Origin of the sequence: Escherichia sp. 20412-1, assembly GCF_003027595.1 — a bacterium.
GTDB classification, from domain to species: Bacteria; Pseudomonadota; Gammaproteobacteria; order Enterobacterales; family Enterobacteriaceae; genus Escherichia; species Escherichia marmotae.
Genome location: NZ_PYQM01000009.1, coordinates 92,630 through 115,836 on the forward strand (window position 1 = coordinate 92,630; position 23,207 = coordinate 115,836).

At 50.8% G+C, this 23,207-nt stretch carries 21 protein-coding genes; 10 read left to right on the forward strand and 11 right to left on the reverse strand.

Features of this window, described 5'->3' with window-relative positions; genetic code table 11:
* The first annotated feature begins 5 nt into the window (after positions 1-5).
* The 3 genes from ycfP to C7B16_RS09100 all read left to right on the forward strand — a co-directional run bounded on the left by ycfP (position 6) and on the right by C7B16_RS09100 (position 3,007).
* Positions 6-548 (forward strand): alpha/beta hydrolase YcfP, encoded by a 543-nt coding sequence (ycfP, locus tag C7B16_RS09090; RefSeq protein ID WP_000587920.1) that lies wholly within the window; start codon positions 6-8, stop codon positions 546-548.
* A 387-nt stretch (positions 549-935) separates the two neighbouring features.
* Positions 936-2,240, forward strand: a complete 1,305-nt coding sequence (ndh, locus tag C7B16_RS09095) for an NADH-quinone dehydrogenase (RefSeq protein ID WP_001516194.1) — start codon at positions 936-938, stop codon at positions 2,238-2,240.
* A 227-nt stretch (positions 2,241-2,467) separates the two neighbouring features.
* Positions 2,468-3,007 (forward strand): glycine zipper 2TM domain-containing protein, encoded by a 540-nt coding sequence (locus tag C7B16_RS09100; RefSeq protein WP_001516195.1) that lies wholly within the window; start codon positions 2,468-2,470, stop codon positions 3,005-3,007.
* A gap of 61 nt (positions 3,008-3,068) precedes the next feature.
* Here C7B16_RS09100 and comR read toward each other — a convergent pair whose 3' ends face one another.
* Positions 3,069-3,701 carry a TetR family copper-responsive transcriptional repressor ComR gene (comR, locus tag C7B16_RS09105; RefSeq protein ID WP_000179798.1) on the reverse strand — a complete coding sequence of 211 codons (633 nt, stop codon included), beginning with the start codon at positions 3,699-3,701 and terminating at the stop codon, positions 3,069-3,071.
* Between the two features lie 240 nt (positions 3,702-3,941).
* Between comR and bhsA the strand changes: the two genes are divergently transcribed.
* Entirely contained in the window at positions 3,942-4,199 is a 258-nt protein-coding gene (gene bhsA / locus C7B16_RS09110) for a multiple stress resistance protein BhsA (protein WP_001516196.1), read from the forward strand.
* A gap of 82 nt (positions 4,200-4,281) precedes the next feature.
* On the opposite strand, the gene ldtC is transcribed toward bhsA, so the two are convergent.
* From ldtC to C7B16_RS09125, 3 genes are all read right to left on the reverse strand, one after another.
* Positions 4,282-5,244 (reverse strand): L,D-transpeptidase LdtC, encoded by a 963-nt coding sequence (gene ldtC / locus C7B16_RS09115; protein WP_105267724.1) that lies wholly within the window; start codon positions 5,242-5,244, stop codon positions 4,282-4,284.
* A gap of 249 nt (positions 5,245-5,493) precedes the next feature.
* Positions 5,494-8,940, reverse strand: a complete 3,447-nt coding sequence (gene mfd / locus C7B16_RS09120; RefSeq protein ID WP_107179589.1) for a transcription-repair coupling factor — start codon at positions 8,938-8,940, stop codon at positions 5,494-5,496.
* A gap of 127 nt (positions 8,941-9,067) precedes the next feature.
* Positions 9,068-10,138 (reverse strand): acyltransferase family protein, encoded by a 1,071-nt coding sequence (locus tag C7B16_RS09125; RefSeq protein WP_000810305.1) that lies wholly within the window; start codon positions 10,136-10,138, stop codon positions 9,068-9,070.
* Between the two features lie 261 nt (positions 10,139-10,399).
* Between C7B16_RS09125 and lolC the strand changes: the two genes are divergently transcribed.
* The 5 genes from lolC to cobB are packed head-to-tail and all read left to right on the forward strand — an operon-like array spanning position 10,400 to position 15,313.
* Positions 10,400-11,599 (forward strand): lipoprotein-releasing ABC transporter permease subunit LolC, encoded by a 1,200-nt coding sequence (gene lolC, locus C7B16_RS09130; RefSeq protein WP_000284703.1) that lies wholly within the window; start codon positions 10,400-10,402, stop codon positions 11,597-11,599.
* On the forward strand, positions 11,592-12,293 hold the full coding sequence (gene lolD, locus C7B16_RS09135) for a lipoprotein-releasing ABC transporter ATP-binding protein LolD (protein ID WP_001033706.1): 702 nt from the start codon (positions 11,592-11,594) through the stop codon (positions 12,291-12,293). The genes lolC and lolD overlap by 8 nt, the downstream gene beginning before the upstream one ends.
* Positions 12,293-13,537: a lipoprotein-releasing ABC transporter permease subunit LolE gene (lolE, locus tag C7B16_RS09140; protein ID WP_107179590.1), complete on the forward strand. Its 1,245-nt coding sequence runs from the start codon at positions 12,293-12,295 to the stop codon at positions 13,535-13,537. The genes lolD and lolE overlap by 1 nt, the downstream gene beginning before the upstream one ends.
* 27 nt (positions 13,538-13,564) lie before the next feature.
* The gene (gene nagK / locus C7B16_RS09145; protein ID WP_107179591.1) at positions 13,565-14,476 is read left to right on the forward strand and encodes an N-acetylglucosamine kinase; all 912 of its coding nucleotides are present in this window, start codon (positions 13,565-13,567) and stop codon (positions 14,474-14,476) included.
* A 15-nt stretch (positions 14,477-14,491) separates the two neighbouring features.
* Positions 14,492-15,313: a Sir2 family NAD+-dependent deacetylase gene (gene cobB, locus C7B16_RS09150; RefSeq protein ID WP_016248601.1), complete on the forward strand. Its 822-nt coding sequence runs from the start codon at positions 14,492-14,494 to the stop codon at positions 15,311-15,313.
* Positions 15,314-15,451: 138 nt separating this feature from the next.
* Here cobB and C7B16_RS09155 read toward each other — a convergent pair whose 3' ends face one another.
* Genes C7B16_RS09155 through potA form a run of 6 tightly spaced genes read right to left on the reverse strand, consistent with a single transcriptional unit; the run spans position 15,452 to position 20,559 of the window.
* Entirely contained in the window at positions 15,452-16,237 is a 786-nt protein-coding gene (locus C7B16_RS09155; RefSeq protein ID WP_105263269.1) for a TPM domain-containing protein, read from the reverse strand.
* On the reverse strand, positions 16,234-16,689 hold the full coding sequence (locus tag C7B16_RS09160; protein WP_001516204.1) for a DUF3592 domain-containing protein: 456 nt from the start codon (positions 16,687-16,689) through the stop codon (positions 16,234-16,236). The genes C7B16_RS09155 and C7B16_RS09160 overlap by 4 nt, the downstream gene beginning before the upstream one ends.
* Before the next feature lie 58 nt (positions 16,690-16,747).
* Positions 16,748-17,794 carry a spermidine/putrescine ABC transporter substrate-binding protein PotD gene (potD, locus tag C7B16_RS09165; protein WP_000759322.1) on the reverse strand — a complete coding sequence of 349 codons (1,047 nt, stop codon included), beginning with the start codon at positions 17,792-17,794 and terminating at the stop codon, positions 16,748-16,750.
* Complete coding sequence (gene potC / locus C7B16_RS09170) at positions 17,791-18,585, reverse strand: spermidine/putrescine ABC transporter permease PotC (RefSeq protein WP_000580316.1); 795 nt, start codon at positions 18,583-18,585, stop codon at positions 17,791-17,793. Before potC ends, potD begins: the two co-directional genes overlap by 4 nt.
* Positions 18,582-19,439 (reverse strand): spermidine/putrescine ABC transporter permease PotB, encoded by an 858-nt coding sequence (gene potB / locus C7B16_RS09175; protein WP_000799418.1) that lies wholly within the window; start codon positions 19,437-19,439, stop codon positions 18,582-18,584. Before potB ends, potC begins: the two co-directional genes overlap by 4 nt.
* On the reverse strand, positions 19,423-20,559 hold the full coding sequence (potA, locus tag C7B16_RS09180; RefSeq protein WP_000531593.1) for a spermidine/putrescine ABC transporter ATP-binding protein PotA: 1,137 nt from the start codon (positions 20,557-20,559) through the stop codon (positions 19,423-19,425). The genes potB and potA overlap by 17 nt, the downstream gene beginning before the upstream one ends.
* Before the next feature lie 249 nt (positions 20,560-20,808).
* Between potA and pepT the strand changes: the two genes are divergently transcribed.
* Positions 20,809-22,035 carry a peptidase T gene (gene pepT, locus C7B16_RS09190; protein ID WP_016248603.1) on the forward strand — a complete coding sequence of 409 codons (1,227 nt, stop codon included), beginning with the start codon at positions 20,809-20,811 and terminating at the stop codon, positions 22,033-22,035.
* A 48-nt stretch (positions 22,036-22,083) separates the two neighbouring features.
* Here pepT and roxA read toward each other — a convergent pair whose 3' ends face one another.
* Positions 22,084-23,205 carry a [50S ribosomal protein L16]-arginine 3-hydroxylase gene (roxA, locus tag C7B16_RS09195; protein ID WP_000456528.1) on the reverse strand — a complete coding sequence of 374 codons (1,122 nt, stop codon included), beginning with the start codon at positions 23,203-23,205 and terminating at the stop codon, positions 22,084-22,086.
* Positions 23,206-23,207 lie beyond the last annotated feature (2 nt).

The following is a 23,207-nucleotide window of genomic DNA, read 5'->3' on the forward strand; positions in this document are numbered from 1 at the left end:
AAGCGATGATTATCTATTTACACGGTTTTGACTCTAACAGTCCGGGTAACCACGAAAAAGTCTTACAATTGCAGTTTATTGATCCCGATGTACGGCTGATAAGCTACAGCACTCTGCACCCGAAACACGATATGCAGCATCTGCTCAAAGAAGTGGACAAAATGCTGCAACTGAATGTTGACGAGCGCCCGTTAATTTGCGGTGTTGGGCTGGGTGGTTACTGGGCGGAGCGGATTGGTTTTCTCTGTGATATCCGCCAGGTGATCTTCAACCCTAATCTGTTCCCTTATGAAAACATGGAAGGGAAGATTGATCGCCCGGAAGAGTACGCTGATATTGCTACTAAGTGTGTGACCAACTTCCGCGAGAAGAATCGCGATCGTTGCCTGGTGATCTTGTCGCGTCACGATGAAGCGCTTAATAGCCAGCGGACATCTGAAGAGTTGCATCATTATTACGAGATTGTCTGGGACGAAGAGCAGACGCACAAGTTCAAAAACATCTCCCCGCATTTGCAGCGTATTAAAGCGTTCAAAACCCTCGGTTAAAAGCTATCATCGGTCGCATCAGGTAACCTTGCCGCTATCTGATGCGCCCCGGATTCTGTAGGTCGGATAAGGCGTCCACGCCGCATCCGACAGCCGTGCACCAATGTCTGATGTGCATCTTATCAGGCCTAACACCTCACCCTGTTTCACTCTCCCGAAGCTGCTTGAACAATAAACAAAGCACTGTGTTTTTTGATCTCATCCGGTAAACCCGATTATCTTTTCAGCAACAAAACTTGATTCACATCAATTTTGGTATGACCAATGCACCATTCATGTTATTCTCAATAGCGAAGAACATTTTCATCACTGTAACCTGCTGTTAATTAAGGGCTATGATCATAACCATTAATTAACAATTGGTTAATAAATTTAAGGGGGGTCACGTTGACTACGCCATTGAAAAAGATTGTGATTGTCGGCGGCGGTGCTGGTGGGCTGGAAATGGCGACACAGCTTGGACATAAGTTGGGGCGCAAGAAAAAAGCCAAAATTACGCTGGTAGATCGTAACCACAGCCATCTGTGGAAACCGCTGCTGCACGAAGTGGCGACTGGATCGCTCGATGAAGGCGTTGATGCGCTGAGCTATCTGGCCCATGCACGTAATCATGGTTTCCAGTTCCAGTTGGGTTCTGTGGTTGATATCGATCGTGAAGCGAAAACAATCACCATTGCTGAACTGCGCGACGAAAAAGGCGAACTGCTGGTGCCTGAACGCAAAATTGCCTATGACACGCTGGTAATGGCATTGGGCAGCACCTCCAACGATTTCAATACGCCGGGTGTAAAAGAGAACTGCATTTTCCTCGATAACCCGCACCAGGCGCGTCGTTTCCACCAGGAGATGCTGAATCTGTTCCTGAAGTACTCTGCTAATTTGGGCGCCAATGGCAAAGTGAACATTGCGATTGTCGGCGGCGGCGCTACTGGCGTGGAACTCTCTGCCGAACTGCACAATGCGGTGAAACAACTACATAGTTACGGTTACAAAGGGCTGACCAACGAAGCCCTGAATGTAACGCTGGTGGAAGCGGGCGAGCGAATTTTGCCAGCATTGCCGCCACGTATCTCTGCTGCGGCTCACAGTGAGTTAACGAAACTGGGCGTTCGTGTACTGACGCAAACGATGGTGACCAGTGCCGATGAAGGCGGTTTGCACACTAAAGATGGCGAATATATTCAGGCCGATCTGATGGTGTGGGCTGCCGGAATTAAAGCGCCGGATTTTCTGAAAGATATTGGTGGGCTGGAAACCAACCGTATCAACCAACTGGTGGTGGAACCGACGCTGCAAACCACGCGCGATCCAGACATTTATGCCATTGGCGACTGTGCGTCGTGTCCGCGTCCGGAAGGGGGCTTTGTACCGCCGCGCGCCCAGGCCGCACATCAGATGGCTACCTGCGCAATGAACAATATTCTGGCGCAGATGAACGGTAAACCACTAAAAAATTATCAGTATAAGGATCATGGTTCGCTGGTATCACTGTCGAACTTCTCTACCGTTGGTAGCCTGATGGGTAACCTGACCCGAGGTTCGATGATGATTGAAGGACGTATTGCGCGTTTTGTGTACGTTTCTCTGTACCGCATGCATCAGATTGCGCTGCATGGCTACTTTAAAACGGGGCTGATGATGCTGGTAGGTAGCATTAACCGCGTGATCCGTCCGCGTCTGAAACTGCATTAATTGGCTTGTACTGGCGGATGTGGTGTGAACGCCTCATCCGCCCTTACAGGAAGAGGACGATTTGTGAGCCTGATAAGACGCGTTAAGTGTCGCATCAGGCATCCCTTCAGACTCATCTGAATCATTCAGTATTTCCTGCTATTCCCGCGTTTTTCATCTTCTGTCTGATAGCGGCTTTTCCTCTTCGCTTGCATGATTGGCATAACTGCAAAGAAGGAGGTGTTCCCGTGAATAAATCAATGTTGGCGGGTATCGGGATTGGTGTCGCGGCTGCGCTCGGCGTAGCGGCAGTAGCCAGTCTGAACGTGTTTGAACGTGGCCCGCAATACGCTCAGGTTGTTTCTGCAATCCCAATCAAGGAAACAGTTAAAACACCGCGCCAGGAGTGCCGCAACGTCACGGTGACTCACCGCCGACCGGTGCAGGATGAAAATCGCATCGCCGGTTCGGTTCTGGGCGCTGTGGCGGGCGGGGTTATAGGGCATCAGTTTGGCGGTGGGCGCGGTAAAGATGTTGCCACCGTTGTGGGGGCGCTTGGTGGTGGGTATGCCGGTAATCAGATTCAGGGCTCTCTCCAGGAAAGCGATACTTACACGACCACCCAACAGCGTTGTAAAACGGTATATGACAAGTCAGAAAAAATGCTGGGATATGACGTGACCTATAAGATTGGCGATCAGCAGGGCAAAATCCGCATGGGTAGCGATCCGGGCACACAAATCCCATTGGATAACAACGGACAACTGGTTCTGAATAACAAAGTATAAAAAAGCTGTACTCTGCAATTTAGCCCCTCATTCGCTCAGGCTGAGGGGCTTTTTTTGCGTCTTATTTCACCAGCGCTGGCCATAAGCGCAATGTTGTCCGCGAAATCTGCATTAGTTTTTCCAGCGATGCGCCTTCCCGGGCACTGATCGACATCCCCTGAATTATACAATTAAGAAATTCCGCAAGATGCGTTACGTCACAGTGGGCAGGAATTTCCCCGCGAGCCTGGCGTTGACATAAAAACTGTTGCAAGGTGCGTTCCTGCATCGCGTGGCGTGACTTTACGGTATGGGCGATATCTCCAGAGTCCGGGGAGAGCGTGGCGCAGTTGTTAATCATAAAGCAACCTGCAGGGGTGTCTTTACTGGTAAAACAGCTCGCGATGGCGGCGAAATAGTCTGCCAGTGCAGACTCCACGCTTTTCTCTTCACAAAACAATTGCGCTTCGTGCTTTGCGGCAAAACGGTCGATATAGCGGTCAAGTACGGCGCGGAATAATCCCTCTTTGTTGGTGAATTCCGCATACAGCGTCGGCGCTTTGGCTCCGGTCGCTTCGACGAGATCGGCAAGGGAAGTTGCTTCATAACCGTGCAGCCAGAACAGTTTCATAGCCTTATCAAGCGCGGCTTCCCTGTCGAACATTTTGGGGCGGCCACGGCTTTTTTTTACACAATGTGCTGAGTCAGTTGCCATGATGCCGTTATACCTTGTAGCTGTGAATGAATGATTATTATAAAAATAATCACCACCGTTCACCAGTCCAGAGAGTAGAAAAATAATTGCTCTCTATTTAACTGAAATTTAAAGAATTTTAATTTAATTAATGAATGTTATAAAAAATATCTTGTATGTGATCCAGATCACATCTATCATTTAGTTATCGATCGTTAAGTAATTGCTTGCGACGCCATTCATCTGCATAAGGTCACTATTATGAAAAACGTAAAAACCCTCATCACTGCGGCGATTTTAAGCTCCATGTCATTTGCCAGCTTTGCGGCTGTCGAAGTTCAGGCAACACCAGAAGGTCAACAAAAAGTGGGTACTATCAGTGCTAACGCGGGGACAAATCTGGGATCGCTGGAAGAACAACTGGCACAAAAAGCGGATGAGATGGGCGCAAAATCTTTCCGTATTACTTCAGTAACCGGCCCGAATACCCTTCATGGAACGGCAGTAATTTATAAATAAGCATTAACCCTCATTAATGCCCGCTACTGCTGCTTTTTTTCCCCGCGACATGCCGTGCCGCGGGGATTTTTTTATCCGGTATTTACAACGCTTGTTGGTTCACTTGATGACGGCGTACATCCACCGGCATTCCTGAACGTACATCCATCACATGCTGCATTACTTCGGCGTCAGTTTGCGCTGCATTTTTAAATGCCTGCATCGCACTATTGAGCGTAATCGGCAACAATTGCGGATCGTCATCAATCTTCTCTGACAGAGGCTGATGCACTTCTACCAGGCGTGCGCCATTTGGCTCGGCAGAGACTTTAATCGGTGTGTTGATAATGTTCACTTTGGTGCCAGGGGTGACCAGGCTGAAAAGTGTTTTGATATCGTCATCGCGCAGACGAATACAGCCGGAACTTACCCGCATACCAATGCCGAAATCGGCGTTTGTACCGTGAAGTAAATAAACGCCGCCATAGGCCGCCAGACGGATCGCATGATGACCCATCGGATTATCCGGTCCTGCCGGAACAACAGCCGGAAGTTCGATGCCCTGGGCTTTATAACGGGCGCGGATGTTTGCGGTAGGTGTCCATGTTGGGTTAGCTCGCTTGTCCGAAACGGTAGTTACCATTGTTGGCGTCAATGTGTCTCCGCCTAACTGGCCAATGCCGATCGGATATACGGTCACCGAATTTTTACCCGGTGGATAATAATAGAGACGTAACTCTGCAATATTGATCACAATGCCTTCACGTGGCGCATCCGGCAGCAGCGTTTGCAACGGAATCGTTAACACGCTTCCGGCTCGTGGTACATACGGATCAACGCCAGGGTTGGCCTGTAACAGCGCTAGGAAACCGACGTTATATTTTTTGGCGATGGCTTCCAGCGAACCACCGTCATTCTCCACCACATGAAATTTGTTTTCACCAACCAGACGACTACCCGCAGGCGGCAGCGGCCAGGTATTGGCTTTTGCCGGTAGCGCCAGTGCTACGGCTGCGGCGAACGTAAAATACGTCAGCCAGCGAGAAAAACGCGTTTTGATCATCACCAAAAATCCATAAAAAATATAAGGTTATTGTAATAAAAAGATAAGTATGAATTATGAATGGTGGCAGTGTCGGGTAGTGCAGGGAAGTGCAAAGAATTTGTAAATATTAGGAGAGATGCTGGTTCATGCCCGATGCGGTGTGAACGCCTTATCCGCCTGCAAATGCAATACACGGTAGGCCTGATAAGCGTAGCAAATTTTGTTTATGCTTTGTGTCTAAAGGGGGCATAACCGCCCCCCGATTTACTACTACGCGATGGCGTTCTCTTCCAGCTCACGCATAAACTGGCGCACCCAGTCGATACGTTGTTTCCGCTCGCTCAAATCCTGAATAAACTTCAGGCGCGTCGGGCCATCGAGACGATAGTGCTGCGGCTGTTTTTGCAGCAAACCAATCAACCAGGCTGGATTCACGTGATTCTTCTCGGCAAATTCGATCACGCCGCCTTTCTCATTCCCCTCCAGCTTCCGGATCCCCAGCTTCTGCGCTTGCTGGCGCAGGCGGGCAATCTCCAGCAGAGTACGTGCCGGATCCGGCAGCAGGCCGAAGCGATCGATAAGCTCTACTTTGATCTCTTCCAGTTCATTTTCCGTTTTGGCGCTGGCAATGCGTTTATAGAACGACAGACGTGTATTCACGTCAGGGATGAAATCGTCCGGCAGTAGCGACGGCATTCGCAGTTCGACTTCCGTTTGCTGGCTGGTGAGATCTTCCAGCGACGGCTCGCGTCCGGCTTTCAGCGCATCAACGGCGTTTTCCAGCAACTCCATATACAGCGAGAAACCGATGGTTTCCATCGAACCACTTTGTTCTTCACCGAGCAGTTCACCCGCACCGCGAATCTCCAGATCGTGAGTTGCCAGCGCAAAGCCCGCGCCAAGGTCTTCCAGAGACGCAATCGCCTCGAGACGTTTTTGCGCATCGGGAGTCATCGCTTTCGGATGTGGCGTCAGCAGCCACGCATACGCCTGATGGTGTGAGCGTCCGACGCGACCGCGCAACTGGTGCAACTGCGCCAGACCGAAATGATCCGCGCGTTCAATGATAATGGTGTTGGCGGTAGGAATGTCGATCCCGGTTTCGATAATTGTGGTACAAACCAGCACGTTGAAACGCTGGTGATGGAAATCATTCATCACCCGTTCCAGTTCGCGCTCACGCATCTGCCCGTGACCGATGGCAATTCGTGCTTCTGGCACCAGTTCCGCCAGCCGTTCGGCGGCTTTCTGGATGTTTTCCACGTCATTGTAGAGATAATAAACCTGTCCCCCACGCAAAATTTCACGCAGGACGGCCTCCCGGACGACCAGGCTGTCGTACTCGCGGACAAACGTTTTGACCGCCAGACGACGGGCGGGCGGTGTGGCGATAATTGACAGATCGCGCATTCCACTCATTGCCATGTTCAGCGTGCGCGGAATTGGTGTCGCGGTGAGCGTCAGTATGTCGACGTTCGCGCGCATCGCTTTAATGCGTTCTTTATGACGGACACCAAAGCGGTGTTCTTCATCGACAATCAGCAAGCCCAAATCTTTAAACTTGACGTCGTTTTGCAGCAGTTTGTGCGTGCCGATCAAAATATCGATTTTCCCTTCCGCCACTTCCGTAAGGATTTGCGCCTGTTCTTTGGCGCTGCGGAAACGGGAGATCATTTCGATGCGCACCGGCCAGTTAGCAAAACGGTCGCGGAAGTTGTCGTAGTGTTGTTGGGCGAGGAGGGTGGTTGGCACCAGCACTGCCACCTGCTTGTGGTTTTCCACCGCCAGGAAAGCGGCACGCATCGCCACTTCCGTTTTACCAAAGCCAACGTCACCGCACACCAGACGATCCATTGCCAGTGGCCGACACATGTCGCTAAGAACTGCGTTGATGGCCTGCGCCTGATCCGGCGTGGTTTCGAACGGGAAGCTGTCGCAGAACAATTGATATTGTTCGCGATCGTGTTTAAACGCGAAGCCTTCTTTGGCAGCGCGTTGGGCGTAGATATCCAGCAGTTCTGCTGCCACATCACGCACTTTTTCCGCCGCTTTCTGCCGCGCCCGTGACCACACATCTCCGCCAAGTTTATGCAGCGGAGCGTTTTCTTCTGCGCCACCGGCGTAACGGCTAATCAGGTGCAGCGATGACACCGGAACATACAGTTTGGCGTCGTTGGCGTAGGTGAGCATCAGATACTCGCCCGTAATGCCGCCAGCCTCCAGCGTGGTCATTCCGGCATAGCGCCCGACGCCATGTTCCAGGTGAACAACTGGCTGGCCGATATGCAGCTCCGCGAGGTTGCGGATCAGCGTGTCTGGGTTGATGGCGCGACGAGAGTCCTGACGACGACGGGCAACACGTTCACCGAGCAGATCGCTTTCACAAATCAGCGCCAGATGACGTACTGTATCGATAAAACCATGTTCGGCAGCACCGATCATCAGATAACGTCCACGCTCGCTGGCCTCATCGAGACGCATAATGCGTTGCGGGGTAATTTTGATTCGGGCGAGCAGTTCCCCGAGTGCTTCGCGGCGGCCTTCACTTTCTACCGAGAACACCACCGGACCATCGAAGGATTCGAGAAATTTACGCAGCGCATCCAGCGGCGCTTTTTGTTGCGCCTGAATGGCCAGGTCTGGCAGTTTCTGAAAACCTAAATTGGCATTCGCTGCTTTCGTCGGTAAATGCTCGGTTTTAAGCTGCACGCGAGGCCAGTTTTTTAACGCCGAGAAAAGTTCATCCACTCGCAGCCAGAGCGATTGTGGCGGCAATAGCGGTCGCATCGGATCGACGCCGCGACTTTCAAAACGCGCCAGCGTATCAGCCTGGAAACGTTCGGCACTGTTTTCCAGATCGCCGGTATTCACCAGCAACGTATTGGCCGGGAAATAACTGAACAGTGGCGGCAGCGGTTCGCTGAAGAACAGCGGCTGCCAGTATTCGATCCCGGCAGGCAGCGTGCCTTTACTCACTTGCTGGTAAATATGTTCCGGATCGCGTTTCACCTCAAAAGTATCGCGCCACTGACTGCGGAACAGCTCAATCGCCGCTTTATCGGTCGGAAATTCATGTGCGGGCAGCAGGTTGATGGCTTCCACTTCTTCCAGCGTGCGCTGGCTGTCGACGTCAAATACCCGCAGGCTGTCGATTTCATCATCAAAAAAATCAAGACGATAAGGCAGTTCGCTGCCCATTGGGAAAAGATCCAGCAACGCACCACGCGTGGCGTATTCGCCGTGCTCCATCACCTGATCAACATGGCGATAACCGGCGCTGTCCAGTTGGGTACGCAATGCATCACGCGATAACCGCTGACCTTTTTTCATTACCAGCGCATGGCCGTGGAGAAAACTGTGCGGGCAAACGCGCTGCATAAGCGTATTCACCGGAACAATCAGTACGCCACGCTGCATTGATGGTAACTGGTAGAGGGTGGAAAGACGCGAGGAGATAATGTCCTGATGAGGCGAAAAACTGTCGTAGGGGAGGGTTTCCCAGTCCGCCAGGTTCATCACCATCTGGTCGGTGAACTGGCTGATTTCATCGTGCAAACGCAGGGCATTTTGCATATCTGGTGCAATAAGCACCACCGGTCCGGCGTGACGTTCGGCAATTTCGGCTACCAGCGTCGCGCAGGCAGCTCCGGTTAACTCGCCCAGCAGACGCTGCTCACCCGCTTTGACGGGCAGCGTATAACGATATTGTTCAGGCATAACAGTTGTCAGAGTCTCGTTAGGATATGCCTCAACATATGGGGGCATATCTCTGATAAGCAATGCTGTTCATTATCCGGAATCGACATGGTTTAGCAAATTGAATCGCCCCGGCTGGGGCGATGGCTTAGCGAGAGTAACTGGTTGCAGGCAGAGAAGGCGGGGAGAACAACAGATCGTTGAATGCGCGTTGTGAAAATTTTCGCACCAGCAAGCCAGCCAGTGTGCAAATCAACAAACTGACAAAGGGATAAACCAGCAGGAGCGCCAGTTCGATTGGCGGCGACCAGCGCGCCGCGTTTATTTGCGGAATCAGACTTAAGCTGAATATCTCTACCAGAATGCGATGGGTGGTGTAGATGGCGATGGTGTTGGAACCAATCACATTCAACAGGCTGAGGGAACGCAGACCGAAGCGCTGCTCGAACTGATAAAACAGCTTCATAATCACCACAATCGACACCAGCGACAGTAGTAGCGACACGTTCAACAACCAGGCTCCGATCGCCAGAACAGCCAGCAGCACTGCTATCAACAGATGGCGACGTAGCGGCACCTCTTTAACGTAGGTCATCAACGTTGAGCCAAACCATGCGCCAAGACTGTAATAAGGCAAATTGCGGATCACACTGTTCATCCCCCACCACGGTGTGGGAACGAAATTAACAGCCACGCTCATCAGTACAAACAGGGCGAATAACGGCAGTGCCTGGCGGTTAAAAGCTTTACACACCACGAAATAGACGATTAAGGCATACAGATACCACAAGCTGGTGCTGGCGGTGGCCATCCCATGCAGGAACTCGCCGGTGGAATCGGCATAAGCAGCATTGGCGGTATTGTTTAAATCGCGCTCTGGTGCCAGCCATTGGTTGAGCGCGCTCAACGCCAGCCACTGGACAATGCCCCAAAGCGCCAGCACCCAAAAGATGCTCCAGATGCGTTTATCGACACAATTACCCCACGGCACGCTGTCGATGTAGCGGCGAATCAAATAGCCGGATATAAAGAAAAAGACCGGCATCCGAAAGGGTGCAAGGTAAAGATTGAAATAGATCCAGCATTTGCTCAAGACTTCCGATAACGGATGCTGGAAAGTGGTCAAATGCGGATAAAAGGTAACAACCGAGTGATAAACCACTACCAGGCAAATACATAACCCTTTGATCTGATTAATCCATAGCTCTTTTTGTTTCATCAGGACAACACGCTCATAAAATTTAACATGCCGTTGATCCTGCGGGGTGAGCGGCGTGGTGTAATGCGTATCTGTCTGTATTTGGTTATTTTTCAGATAAAGATCAGGTTACAAGGCAGATGAGAAAACGAGACACTTTAGCCGATTGATTTACTGATACTTTTCAGATTAGCCCTGACGATCACTTACAGTTCAGGCGTTTACCCATCCTGCTTTCGCTTATATACTCGTGTCTTTGCTAACAGCAACCAGACGGATTTCATGTACCAACCTGTCGCTCTATTTATTGGCCTGCGTTACATGCGTGGGCGTGCAGCGGATCGCTTCGGTCGTTTCGTCTCCTGGCTTTCTACCATCGGCATTACCCTCGGGGTGATGGCGCTGGTCACGGTATTGTCAGTGATGAACGGTTTTGAGCGCGAACTGCAAAACAACATCCTTGGCCTGATGCCACAGGCAATTCTCTCTTCGGAGCATGGCTCCCTTAACCCGCAACAACTCCCGGAGACTGCGGTCAAACTTGACGGCGTAAATCGTATTGCGCCTCTCACTACAGGTGATGTGGTGCTGCAAAGCGCGCGCAGCGTGGCGGTCGGGGTGATGCTGGGTATCGACCCGGCGCAAAAAGATCCGCTAACCCCGTATCTGGTCAATGTGAAGCAAGCCGACCTCGAACCGGGGAAATATAATGTCATCCTCGGTGAACAACTTGCCTCACAGTTAGGTGTCAATCGCGGCGATCAAATCCGTGTGATGGTGCCGTCTGCCAGCCAGTTTACGCCGATGGGGCGTATTCCAAGTCAGCGTCTGTTCAATGTGATTGGCACTTTTGCTGCCAACAGTGAAGTCGACGGCTATGAAATGCTGGTGAATATTGAGGATGCCTCGCGTCTGATGCGTTACCCGGCGGGTAATATCACCGGCTGGCGTCTGTGGCTGGATGAGCCGCTGAAAGTCGACTCTTTAAGCCAGCAAAAACTGCCAGAAGGCAGCAAGTGGCAGGACTGGCGCGATCGTAAAGGCGAGTTGTTCCAGGCCGTGCGCATGGAAAAAAATATGATGGGCCTGCTGCTGAGTCTGATTGTCGCCGTTGCAGCGTTTAACATTATTACATCGCTGGGGCTGATGGTAATGGAGAAGCAGGGCGAAGTGGCGATCCTACAGACACAAGGCTTAACTCCACGACAAATCATGATGGTCTTTATGGTACAAGGAGCCAGCGCTGGCGTTATCGGTGCGATCCTGGGCGCTGCGCTTGGTGCACTGCTTGCCAGCCAGTTAAATAATCTGATGCCGATAATCGGCGTCCTGCTTGATGGCGCGGCGTTACCGGTCGCTATCGAACCTTTACAGGTCATTGTTATTGCGCTGGTGGCGATGGCTATCGCGCTGCTTTCTACGCTTTACCCTTCCTGGCGCGCTGCCGCCACTCAACCCGCTGAGGCTTTACGTTATGAATAAGATCCTGTTGCAATGTGACAACCTGTGCAAACGCTATCAGGAAGGCAGTGTGCAAACCGACGTGCTGCACAATGTCAGTTTCAGCGTGGGCGAAGGCGAAATGATGGCCATTGTCGGTAGCTCCGGTTCTGGCAAAAGTACCTTGCTGCATTTACTGGGCGGGCTGGATACGCCAACCTCCGGTGATGTGATTTTTAGCGGTCAGCCGATGAGCAAACTGTCGTCGGCGGCGAAAGCGGAACTGCGCAACCAGAAGTTGGGCTTTATTTATCAGTTCCACCACCTGCTGCCGGACTTTACCGCGCTGGAAAACGTCGCTATGCCGCTGCTGATTGGCAAGAAAAAGCCTGCTGAAATTAACAGTCGGGCGCTGGAAATGCTAAAAGCTGTGGGGCTGGAGCACCGGGCGAATCACCGCCCGTCAGAACTTTCTGGCGGTGAGCGTCAGCGTGTGGCGATTGCCCGGGCGCTGGTTAATAACCCGCGTCTGGTGCTGGCGGATGAACCTACTGGTAACCTCGATGCGCGTAACGCTGACAGCATCTTCCAGTTGCTCGGAGAATTGAATCGCTTGCAGGGCACTGCCTTTCTGGTGGTTACTCACGATCTGCAACTGGCGAAACGTATGAGCCGTCAACTGGAAATGCGTGATGGTCGTCTGACGGCGGAACTGAGCCTGATGGGGGCGGAGTAATGGCGATGCCTTTATCGTTATTAATTGGCTTGCGTTTTAGTCGCGGACGGCGACGCGGCGGCATGGTGTCGCTGATCTCCGTTATTTCTACCATTGGCATTGCCCTGGGCGTGGCAGTATTGATTGTCGGTTTAAGTGCGATGAACGGCTTCGAACGTGAACTGAACAACCGCATTCTGGCAGTGGTGCCGCATGGTGAAATTGAAGCGGTGAATCAGCCGTGGACGAACTGGCAAGAAGCACTGGATAAAGTGCAGAAAGTGCCGGGTATTGCCGCCGCTGCGCCATATATCAATTTCACGGGGCTGGTGGAGAGCGGTGCAAATTTGCGCGCTCTGCAGGTAAAAGGTGTTGACCCACAGCAGGAACAGCGACTGAGCGCGCTGCCATCGTTTGTCCAGGGAGATGCCTGGAACAATTTTAAAGCCGGTGAACAGCAGATTATTATCGGCAAAGGCGTGGCGGATGCGTTGAAAGTGAAGCAGGGCGATTGGGTGTCGATCATGATCCCGAACTCAAACCCTGAGCATAAGCTGATGCAGCCGAAACGTGTGCGCTTGCAAATTACCGGAATTTTGCAGCTAAGCGGTCAACTTGATCACAGTTTTGCCATGATCCCGCTGACGGACGCTCAACAATATCTTGATATGGGTTCCAGTGTGTCAGGTATTGCCCTTAAAATGACGGATGTTTTTAACGCCAACAAGTTGGTACGCGATGCGGGTGAAGTGACCAACAGCTATGTCTATATCAAGAGCTGGATCGGTACTTACGGCTATATGTATCGGGATATCCAGATGATCCGCGCCATTATGTATCTGGCAATGGTACTGGTGATTGGCGTAGCCTGTTTCAACATCGTCTCCACCTTAGTGATGGCGGTGAAAGACAAGAGCGGCGATATCGCAGTATTGAGAACGCTGGGTGCTAAAGACGGTTTAATTCGCGCTATTTTCGTCTGGTATGGACTACTGGCGGGGCTGTTTGGCAGCCTGTGTGGCGTGGTTATCGGCGTGGTGGTTTCGCTGCAACTTACTCCGATTATTGAGTGGATTGAAGGTATGATCGGTCATCAGTTCCTCTCCAGTGACATCTATTTTATTGACTTTCTGCCATCGGAATTACACTGGCTGGACGTCTTCTACGTACTGGTCACAGCATTGTTGCTGAGTCTTTTGGCAAGTTGGTATCCGGCGCGGCGCGCCAGTAATATTGACCCTGCGCGAGTCCTTAGCGGCCAGTAAGGCAGTACATTAAAACAAGGAGTGGCAATGTATTACGGGTTTGATATTGGTGGGACGAAAATTGCGCTTGGCGTGTTTGATAACAATCGGCAACTGCAATGGGAAAAGCGGGTGTCGACGCCGCGTGACAGCTATGACGCATTTTTAGATGCGGTGTGCGAGTTGGTGACCGAAGCTGACCTGCGTTTTGGCTGTAAAGGTTCTGTTGGCATTGGCATTCCTGGAATGCCGGAAACGGAAGATGGCACTTTGTATGCCGTCAATGTTCCTGCTGCCAGCGGTAAACCGCTGCGTGCCGACCTGAGCGCACGTCTTGATCGCGAGGTGCGCCTTAATAACGATGCCAACTGTTTTGTCCTTTCTGAAGCCTGGGATGAGGAATTTACCCAATATCCGTTGGTGATGGGGTTAATTCTTGGTACTGGCGTTGGTGGCGGGCTGGTATTCAACGGTAAACCGGTGACGGGAAAACGCTATATTACCGGCGAGTTTGGGCATATGCGTCTGCCGGTCGATGCGTTAACCATGATGGGACTGGATTTCCCGTTACGCCGTTGCGGTTGTGGCCAGCATGGCTGTATCGAGAATTATCTTTCTGGTCGCGGTTTTGCGTGGCTGTATCAACATTATTATCATCAACCGTTGCAGGCTCCAGAGATTATTGCGCTTTACGATCAAGGCGATGAGCAGGCAAGGGCGCACGTTGAGCGTTATCTGGATTTATTAGCGGTTTGTCTGGGAAATATCCTGACTATCATTGACCCTGATTTGCTGGTCATTGGTGGCGGGTTATCCAATTTCCCGGCAATCACAACGCAACTAACGGACAGGTTGCCTCGTCATCTCTTACCTGTAGCTCGTGTCCCACGCATTGAGCGTGCGCGTCACGGGGATGCAGGAGGAATGCGTGGAGCTGCCTTCTTACATCTTACCGATTAATCAATAGAGGTTGCTATGCTGTCGCGTCGGGGTCATCGGTTAAGTCGTTTTCGTAAAAACAAACGCCGCCTGCACGAGCGTTTGCGTCAGCGTATTTTTTTCAGAGATAAAGTGGTGCCGGAAGCAATGGAAAAACCAAGAGTACTCGTACTGACAGGGGCAGGCATTTCTGCGGAATCAGGTATTCGTACCTTTCGCGCTGCAGACGGCCTGTGGGAAGAACATCGTGTTGAAGATGTCGCGACGCCAGAAGGCTTTAACCGCGATCCTGAACTGGTACAGGCATTTTATAACGCCCGTCGCCGTCAACTACAGCAGCCAGAAATTCAACCTAACGCTGCGCATCTTGCATTGGCAAAACTGCAAGACGCCCTGGGCGATCACTTTTTGCTGGTGACGCAGAATATCGATAACCTGCATGAACGCGCGGGCAATACCAATGTGATTCATATGCATGGGGAATTGCTGAAAGTACGCTGTACGCAAAGCGGGCAGGTGCTCGACTGGACGGGCGATGTCACGCCAGAAGATAAATGCCATTGCTGCCAGTTTCCGGCACCGCTGCGCCCACACGTGGTGTGGTTTGGTGAAATGCCGTTCGGTATGGATGAAATCTATATGGCGTTATCGATGGCGGATATTTTCATTGCTATTGGCACGTCCGGGCATGTTTATCCGGCAGCAGGATTTGTCCACGAAGCGAAGCTGCATGGCGCGCATACGGTTGAACTGAACCTTGAACCGAGCCAGGTTGGCAATGAGTTTGCCGAGAAATATTACGGCCCGGCAAGTCAGGTCGTGCCAGAGTTTGTTGAGAAGTTGCTGAAGGGCTTATAAAGCAGAAGTCATTGCCTGATGCGCTACGCTTATCAGGCCTATAAAAGGGCACAATTAATTGAATTTGTGGGTTTTGTAGGCCGGATAAGGCGTTCACGCCGCATCCGGCATAATACACGCGCATTTTACCGACCCCTTTTAACTTTTACTCGGCCATAACAGCGCGGCAAAAAACGTACAGACACCAATCAGCACCGCCCAGAGCGGCGATATTCTGGCAATCGTAAAGCTATTATCGATACACAGGCATAAAGCCTGATAGCCCATATTGGCAACAGTCATAGCTACTGCAAATTTTAGCGCATAAATAAAACGTGTCGTGTAGTAAAAGATCCTGGAAAATAAGACAAACGCTGCAGCCCAGGAGATAAAACCTAATGTCGAGGTGCTGCCTGGCGGATCACTCTCATGCTTTTGTTCGGGATGCGGATAATATGTCAGTGGCGGCGTCGGTTGTTTTAATATCTGTGCTTGTAAAATATCCAGTGCATTATTCATACCCTGATACCAGAGATCAGCATTTAAATAAGCCAGTGTGTAATTTTCTATCAGCCGTCCCAGATGTTTATCGTCCATACTGCTTTCAACCTGGCCGTTGGTTATCACAATTAACCGTGGCTCCCGGGTAGTAAAGATTAACAGAACACTCCCTTTTACATCAGTCAATGAAGATGACGCATGCGCCAGCATCGCTTTGCCATTTTTCCTGAGACTGGTTTCATTGATGTCAGGAACAACCACGATAAATGGCGCAATCCCGGTTTGTTGACGAAAGATCTCCGCTTTACGCGCGATATCCTCGCCATCGGGAACGGTGCCAGTGGTATCCGTAAAGAATGTTTTCATTACGGGTATTACAGGCTGGCTTATTCCCGCCAGTGGCAGAAAAATCAGTAAGTAAAGCAATATAAATAACTTTTTCATTGGCGGGATTTCCTTTTCCTGCGCGTCTTTTTAGAGGAGGGCATACTGATTAATAAACCGACGGCGATAAAAATAACGCCCATCATGCCGATAAATCCCCATTTGAAAAAATTAACCCACGGGTTATTTATTTCAGCCTTTTCAGGATGTCCTGGAGGATAATAAACATTAACTTTATCGCCTTCGCTGTCTTCATAAAAAGTACTACCGATACTCGAATTGAAAATGAGCGTGTAGTCTGGAGTAGGACGAAATGCGACAACAGGATGCCATGAACCATCATTACCGATCTGGCGTGAATTGTGCCAGACGGTATCAACAATGATCCCTTCGGTATGTACAGTATTTTTGCTGTAGGTGAACTGGTTATAAAAGATAACAATAGAAATAAGGAGGAGTATCAGACCGACTCCAGGGAAAACGCGGGATAAAATTTGATTGTCCTGACTCATAAGCAACATCCTTGCTTAATAAAAAAGCGGGCGGTAATAACTCCGCCCGCTTGCTGAATTAACGTCCTGCTTTCAGCTTCTGATAATACTCTTCATAAATGCTGCTGGCTGAGCCAACGTCACTCTGCCATTCGCCATTTTTGATGGTTTCGGCATCCGGGTAGAGGGTCTTGTCGTTCGCCACTTCCGGGCTTAACAGTTTACGTGCGGCGAGGTTTGGTGTTGGATAACCAATAGTTTCCGCAACCTGTTTTGCCACATCCGGACGTAGCAGGAAGTTGATCAGTTTCAGCGCGCCTTCTTTGTTTTTGGCATTTGCCGGAATAGCCAGACTGTCCATCCAGAAAATGCCGCCTTCTTTCGGCCAGACCACGTCAATTGGCGTGCCTGCCTGACGGGCAACGAAAGCAGAACCGTTCCAGATCATGCCGAGGTTAACTTCGCCTTCCATGTACGGGTTAGCCGGGTTATCGGAGTTAAACGCCGCTACGTTTGGCATCAGCTTTTTCAGCTCGTTATACGCGGCTTCAATCTCTTTCGGATCGGTGGTGTTGCCAGAGTAACCCAGCTTACGCAGTGCCATCTGGAACACTTCACGGGCGTCGTCGGTCAGCAGCAGGCTGCCTTTGTATTCAGGCTTCCACAAATCGGCCCAGCTCGTCACGGATTTCGGATCAACCGCATCACCGTTAACGCCAATCGCCGTCGCGCCCCAGATATACGGAATGGAGTAATCGTTATTCGGGTCAAATGGCTTGTTGAGCATTTCTGGATCGAGGTTGCTGAAGTTCGTTAACTTCGACTTGTCGATCTTCTGGATCATCCCTTCTTTACGCATTTTATCGACGTAATAGGTTGAAGGAACCACCAGGTCATAAGCACCGTCTTTGTACGTTTTCAGCTTGGCGTACATGGTTTCATTCGACTCATAAGTCGAATAGATAACTTTAATGCCGGTTTCTTTAGTGAACTGTTCCAGCAGTCCTGGCGGTACGTACTCGGTCCAGTTGTAGAAATACAGCGTGTTGTTGTCATCGGCGTGAGCGGCGCTCATGCCCAGTGCCAGAGCACCCGCCGCGAGCAGGTGGCGTGACCATTTTTTCATTTAACGTCCCCTGTGTTACCTTTCGTTTTATCACGAGCAATAAGCTGGCTGGCAATCACCATCACCAGCGACAGCACCAGTAAAATGGTTGCCAGCGCGTTAACTTCCGGCGATACGCCGACTTTGACCATCGAATAAATTTTTAACGGCAGAATTTCATAGCTCGGCCCGGTGACAAACGACGAAACTACTACATCGTCCATGGACAGGGTAAAGCTTAACACCCAACCCGCCGCCACCGCTGGCATTGCCAGTGGCAGAATGATTTTCCGCAGAATGGTGAACTCGCTGGCACCGAGATCTTTCGCTGCTTCCAGCATCCGCACATCAAAGCCTTTCAGACGCGAATACACCGTCACCACCACAAATGGCAGGCAGAAGGTAATGTGTGAGAACAGCAGCGACCAGAAGCCAAGCTGAATACCCAGCAGCATAAACAGCACCAGCAGGGAAATCGCCATCACGATATCTGGCGACATCATTACCACAAACAGCATCCCGCTAACGAATGGCTTACCGCGGAAGCGATAGCGGTACAGCGCAACAGCCGTCAGTGAGCCAATAAGCGTAGCGAATGTCGCTGAAAACACCGCCATCGTCAGTGAATGTTGTGCTGCTTGTAACAGACTATCGTTGTTCATCAGCAGGCTATACCATTTGGTGGTAAAACCCTGCCAGTTGATGCCAAAGCGCGAGCTGTTAAAGGAGTTCACAATCAAAATGATGATTGGAATATACAGGTACGCATAGATAGCGGTCATAAAACCGCCGCGGAGCAGTCGACCGATCATTCGAGTTCCACCTTCTTGTTCAGCAAACGAGAAGCGCGCCAGTAAACCAGCAGCATCAGACCCATTACGATAGTCAGGGTAATACTGGTCGCGGCACCAAACGGCCAGTCGCGAATGTTGAGGAACTGCACTTTGATGACGTTACCGATCAGCAGGTTTTTCGCACCGCCCATCAGGTCAGAAACATAGAACAGGCCCATTGCTGGCAGCATCACCAACAGACATCCGGCAATAATCCCCGGCATGGTCAGTGGGATGATGATGCGGATAAAAGTCTGCAACTTGCTGGCACCGAGATCGCGAGCCGCTTCCAGCAATGGTTTATCCAGCTTTTCAATACTGGAATAAAGTGGCATCACCATAAACGGCAACAGGATATATACCAGACCGATAATCACCGCGCTGGGGGTGAACATGATGCGAATTGGGGTATCAATAACGCCCAGCCACAGCAAGAACTCGTTGAGATAGCCTTTGGTGCTGAGGAAAATTTTCAGGCCATAGATACGAATCAGTGAGTTGGTCCAGAACGGCACAATCAACAGAAACAGTAACAGCGGACGCACCTTGTGTGGCAGTTTAGCCAGAAACCAGGCAAACGGGTAGCCCAGCACCAGGCAGGCTATAGTCGCGATCAGCGCCATATTCAGTGAGTGCAGCAGCACTTCAAAATAGAGCGGATCGAGCAGACGGGCGTAGTTCTCCAGCGTAAAAACCATTTTGACGAAACTGGCGTCGTCGCGGGTCAAAAAGCTGGTGCCAATGATCATCAGGTTGGGCAGAAAGACAAACAACACAAGCCAACCGACAATAGTGACAATCACTACATTCTGGAACTTACTTGTGTTCTTCATCAGCCAGTACAACCTCCCAGCTTTCTACCCAATTAATGGCCATTTTCTGGTCGAGAGAGTGGTCAAAGTCAGGATCGTCTTCATTAAAGAATTCGCTGACCATCACCATCTTGCCATTTTCCAGTTCGACAACTGATTCCAGCGTCATACCTTTGTAGTTGCGTTCGCGAACGTAGCCAATCAGCCCTTCGACGTGGTTGTCATCGTTGATTTCGTCAACGCGTAAGTCTTCCGGGCGCAGCAAAACATGCAACTTTTGCCCTGGTTCAACAGCGAAGTTAACGTAGATATTACATTCGCGGCCTTCAACGTTGGCTCGTACGCGTTGTTCGTCGAGACGCTCGATCACCGTGGCGTTGAACATATTGATTTCGCCAATGAATCCGGCAACAAACAAGTTTTTCGGCTCTTCGTAAATTTCACGCGGCGTGCCGTCTTGTTCAATGCGACCATCGCGCATCACCACAATTCTGTCCGACATGGTGAGCGCTTCTTCCTGATCGTGGGTGACGAAAACGAAAGTAATGCCAAGCTTACGCTGTAAAGCTTTCAGCTCGTTCTGCATCTGTTTACGCAGTTTGTAATCCAGCGCGGAGAGCGATTCATCCAGCAGCAACAGGCGAGGCTTGTTAACCACCGCGCGGGCAATGGCTACGCGTTGCTGTTGACCGCCAGAGAGCTGATGAGGTTTGCGTTGAGCGAAGGTCTCCAGTTGCACCATCCGCAGAGCCTCCATCACGCGAGGCGTAATTTCAGCAGCGGGGGTTTTTTGCATACGCAAGCCAAAGGCCACATTTTCGAACACGGTCATGTGGGGGAATAGCGCGTAGCTTTGGAAAACGGTGTTCACATAGCGGTTTTCCGCCGGAACGTGGGTGATGTCCTCGTTATCCAGCATGATGCGTCCAGAATCAACAGTTTCCAGACCTGCAATCAGGCGAAGAACGGTTGTTTTACCGCAGCCAGAAGGGCCAAGCAGCGTAAGGAACTCGCCATTGTTGATAGTCAGATCCAACTGGGGAATGACTTCTTTACCATCAAAGCATTTGCGAATTCCCGCCAATTGCACCAGCGGTGAAAGCGAACTCGGTTGTTTATTCAATTTTTTACTCTGTCCCATGTAAACGCAACGGATGGCTTACCGATGCGGGGTTTGTGGTTAACCACCTTGGTGACTCTTAATGAGGGCGGTAATTCTACGGCAAACCATCGTAATCGCCAATCCTTGTTGTGAATTACTGGCTTAGCTTTATATTGATTAAGGTAATGTTGATAAATATTCCCGCTTGCAGGGGTAAAAGTGACCTGACGCAATATTTGTCTTTTCTTGCTTCTTAATAATGTTGTCACGAAAAGTGAGGGTGACTACATGGATAAACTACTTGAGCGTTTTTTGAACTACGTGTCTCTGGATACCCAATCAAAAGCGGGGGTGAGACAGGTTCCCAGCACGGAAGGCCAGTGGAAGTTATTGCATCTGTTGAAAGATCAGCTTGAAGAGATGGGGCTTATCAATGTGACCTTAAGTGAGAAGGGCACATTGATGGCGACGTTACCGGCTAACGTTCCAGGCGATATTCCGGCGATTGGCTTTATTTCTCATGTGGATACCTCTCCGGATTGCAGCGGTAAAAATGTAAATCCGCAAATTGTTGAAAACTATCGCGGTGGTGACATCGCGCTGGGTATCGGTGATGAAGTCTTATCACCGGTGATGTTCCCGGTTCTGCATCAACTATTGGGGCAGACGTTGATCACCACCGATGGTAAAACCTTGTTAGGTGCAGATGATAAAGCGGGTATCGCAGAAATCATGACCGCGCTGGCAGTATTGCAGCAGAAAAACATTCCACACGGCGATATTCGCATCGCCTTTACGCCAGATGAAGAGGTGGGCAAAGGGGCAAAACACTTTGATGTTGAAGCCTTTGATGCTCGTTGGGCTTATACCGTTGATGGCGGTGGCGTAGGTGAACTGGAGTTTGAAAACTTTAATGCCGCATCGGTGAATATCAAAATAGTCGGCAACAACGTTCACCCTGGCTCGGCAAAAGGCGTGATGGTTAATGCGCTGTCACTGGCAGCACGCATTCATGCGGAAGTTCCGGCGGATGAAAGCCCGGAAACTACCGAAGGTTATGAAGGTTTTTATCACCTGACGAGCATGAAAGGCACCGTTGAGCGTGCCGATATGCACTACATCATTCGTGATTTCGACCGTAAACAGTTTGAAGCGCGTAAACGTAAGATGATGGAAATTGCCAAGAAAGTGGGCAAAGGGCTACACCCTGACTGCTACATTGAACTGGTGATTGAAGACAGCTACTACAATATGCGCGAGAAAATCGTTGAGCATCCGCATATTCTTGATATCGCCCAGCAGGCGATGCGCGATTGCGATATTGAACCGGATCTGAAACCGATCCGTGGCGGCACCGACGGTGCACAGTTGTCATTTATGGGATTGCCGTGCCCGAACCTGTTTACCGGCGGTTATAACTATCATGGTAAACATGAGTTTGTGACCCTGGAAGGAATGGAAAAAGCGGTACAGGTGATCGTGCGTATTGCCGAGTTAACGGCACAACGGAAGTAAGCGAAAAGGGATGCGGCATGTGATGCCGCATCCGGCTTAGATTCAAACTTATCCTTCGAAGAACCAATACCCGCTATTGACCAGCGCCGCGAGCATCGCGAGGAACGATGGATCTTCCAGCGCATCGCCAAAATTCTCGGCGGTCAGAGCAATATTGCTGGCGAGTGCCTCCAGCGCCGGACGGTGTGGAGAATCGATCTTTTCACCATTAGCATATACTTCATCACCAATACGCAACACGCGCAGACCACCCAGACGTACCAGTACATCACCTTGTTTCAGCGCGTCGTATATTTCATCCGGTTGATAAGGCGGTTCTGGCGGAGCGATATCCAGTTCATGCCGTGACTGGGAGATAAACTCGCCAAACCACTGTTTAAAGTGTTCTGGCTGGTTGATCAATTCAAGCATCATCTCACGCAGTTTATCCATCTCCTGCGGCAGAACGTCCGCCGGATGGGCGCGAGGAGGGATATCCGGATCACTGTAATAATTACCGCCCAGCTCACGTTGCAGAACATAATCGGCAAAACCGCTGATCAGCTCCCGCGTATTCGGTGCACGAAAACCGACAGAATAGTTCATCGCATTTTCCAGCGCGTAGCCTTCGTGCGGGAATCCTGGCGGAATATAAAGAATATCGCCTGGCTCCAGTTCTTCGTCGATAATTGCTTCAAACGGCTCGACCTGTAGCAGATCCGGATGCGGGCAGTGTTGCTTCATCTGCAGCTTTTCACCCACCCGCCAACGACGACGACCGGTGCCCTGAATAATAAAAACGTCGTACTGATCGAGATGTGGACCGACGCCGCCGCCAGGTACGGAAAATGAGATCATCAGGTCGTCAATGCGCCAGTCTGGTAATTCACGGAACGGACGCATCAGCGCGGCGGTTGGCTCATGCCAGTGATTCACTGCCTGCACCAGCAATGACCAGTTGGTCTCACCGAGATGATCGTAGCTTTCGAATGGACCGTGGCTGACCTGCCATTTGCCATCCTGATGACTGACCAGCCGACTGTCGACTTCCGTTTCCATTGCCAGACCTGCCAGCTCGTCTGGAGAGATCGGGTCAATAAAATTATTAAAGCCGCGTTTTAACACCACCGGACGTTTCTGCCAGTGGCGTTTAAGAAAATCGGGCCAGTTAAGGGTAAGTTGGTATTCCATAT

What these genes read in the sequence shown, in the direction of transcription:
- nagK (WP_107179591.1), top strand. Translation starts at nt 13,565, where the DNA reads ATGTATTACGGGTTTGATATTGGTGGGACGAAAATTGCGCTTGGCGTG.
- potD (WP_000759322.1), bottom strand. Translation starts at nt 17,794, where the DNA reads ATGAAAAAATGGTCACGCCACCTGCTCGCGGCGGGTGCTCTGGCACTG.
- ycfP (WP_000587920.1), top strand. Translation starts at nt 6, where the DNA reads ATGATTATCTATTTACACGGTTTTGACTCTAACAGTCCGGGTAACCAC.
- roxA (WP_000456528.1), bottom strand. Translation starts at nt 23,205, where the DNA reads ATGGAATACCAACTTACCCTTAACTGGCCCGATTTTCTTAAACGCCAC.
- C7B16_RS09125 (WP_000810305.1), bottom strand. Translation starts at nt 10,138, where the DNA reads ATGAAACAAAAAGAGCTATGGATTAATCAGATCAAAGGGTTATGTATT.
- C7B16_RS09160 (WP_001516204.1), bottom strand. Translation starts at nt 16,689, where the DNA reads ATGAGTCAGGACAATCAAATTTTATCCCGCGTTTTCCCTGGAGTCGGT.
- lolD (WP_001033706.1), top strand. Translation starts at nt 11,592, where the DNA reads ATGAATAAGATCCTGTTGCAATGTGACAACCTGTGCAAACGCTATCAG.
- C7B16_RS09155 (WP_105263269.1), bottom strand. Translation starts at nt 16,237, where the DNA reads ATGAAAAAGTTATTTATATTGCTTTACTTACTGATTTTTCTGCCACTG.
- comR (WP_000179798.1), bottom strand. Translation starts at nt 3,701, where the DNA reads ATGGCAACTGACTCAGCACATTGTGTAAAAAAAAGCCGTGGCCGCCCC.
- bhsA (WP_001516196.1), top strand. Translation starts at nt 3,942, where the DNA reads ATGAAAAACGTAAAAACCCTCATCACTGCGGCGATTTTAAGCTCCATG.
- pepT (WP_016248603.1), top strand. Translation starts at nt 20,809, where the DNA reads ATGGATAAACTACTTGAGCGTTTTTTGAACTACGTGTCTCTGGATACC.
- mfd (WP_107179589.1), bottom strand. Translation starts at nt 8,940, where the DNA reads ATGCCTGAACAATATCGTTATACGCTGCCCGTCAAAGCGGGTGAGCAG.
- potB (WP_000799418.1), bottom strand. Translation starts at nt 19,439, where the DNA reads ATGAAGAACACAAGTAAGTTCCAGAATGTAGTGATTGTCACTATTGTC.
- potC (WP_000580316.1), bottom strand. Translation starts at nt 18,585, where the DNA reads ATGATCGGTCGACTGCTCCGCGGCGGTTTTATGACCGCTATCTATGCG.
- potA (WP_000531593.1), bottom strand. Translation starts at nt 20,559, where the DNA reads ATGGGACAGAGTAAAAAATTGAATAAACAACCGAGTTCGCTTTCACCG.
- lolC (WP_000284703.1), top strand. Translation starts at nt 10,400, where the DNA reads ATGTACCAACCTGTCGCTCTATTTATTGGCCTGCGTTACATGCGTGGG.
- lolE (WP_107179590.1), top strand. Translation starts at nt 12,293, where the DNA reads ATGGCGATGCCTTTATCGTTATTAATTGGCTTGCGTTTTAGTCGCGGA.
- cobB (WP_016248601.1), top strand. Translation starts at nt 14,492, where the DNA reads ATGCTGTCGCGTCGGGGTCATCGGTTAAGTCGTTTTCGTAAAAACAAA.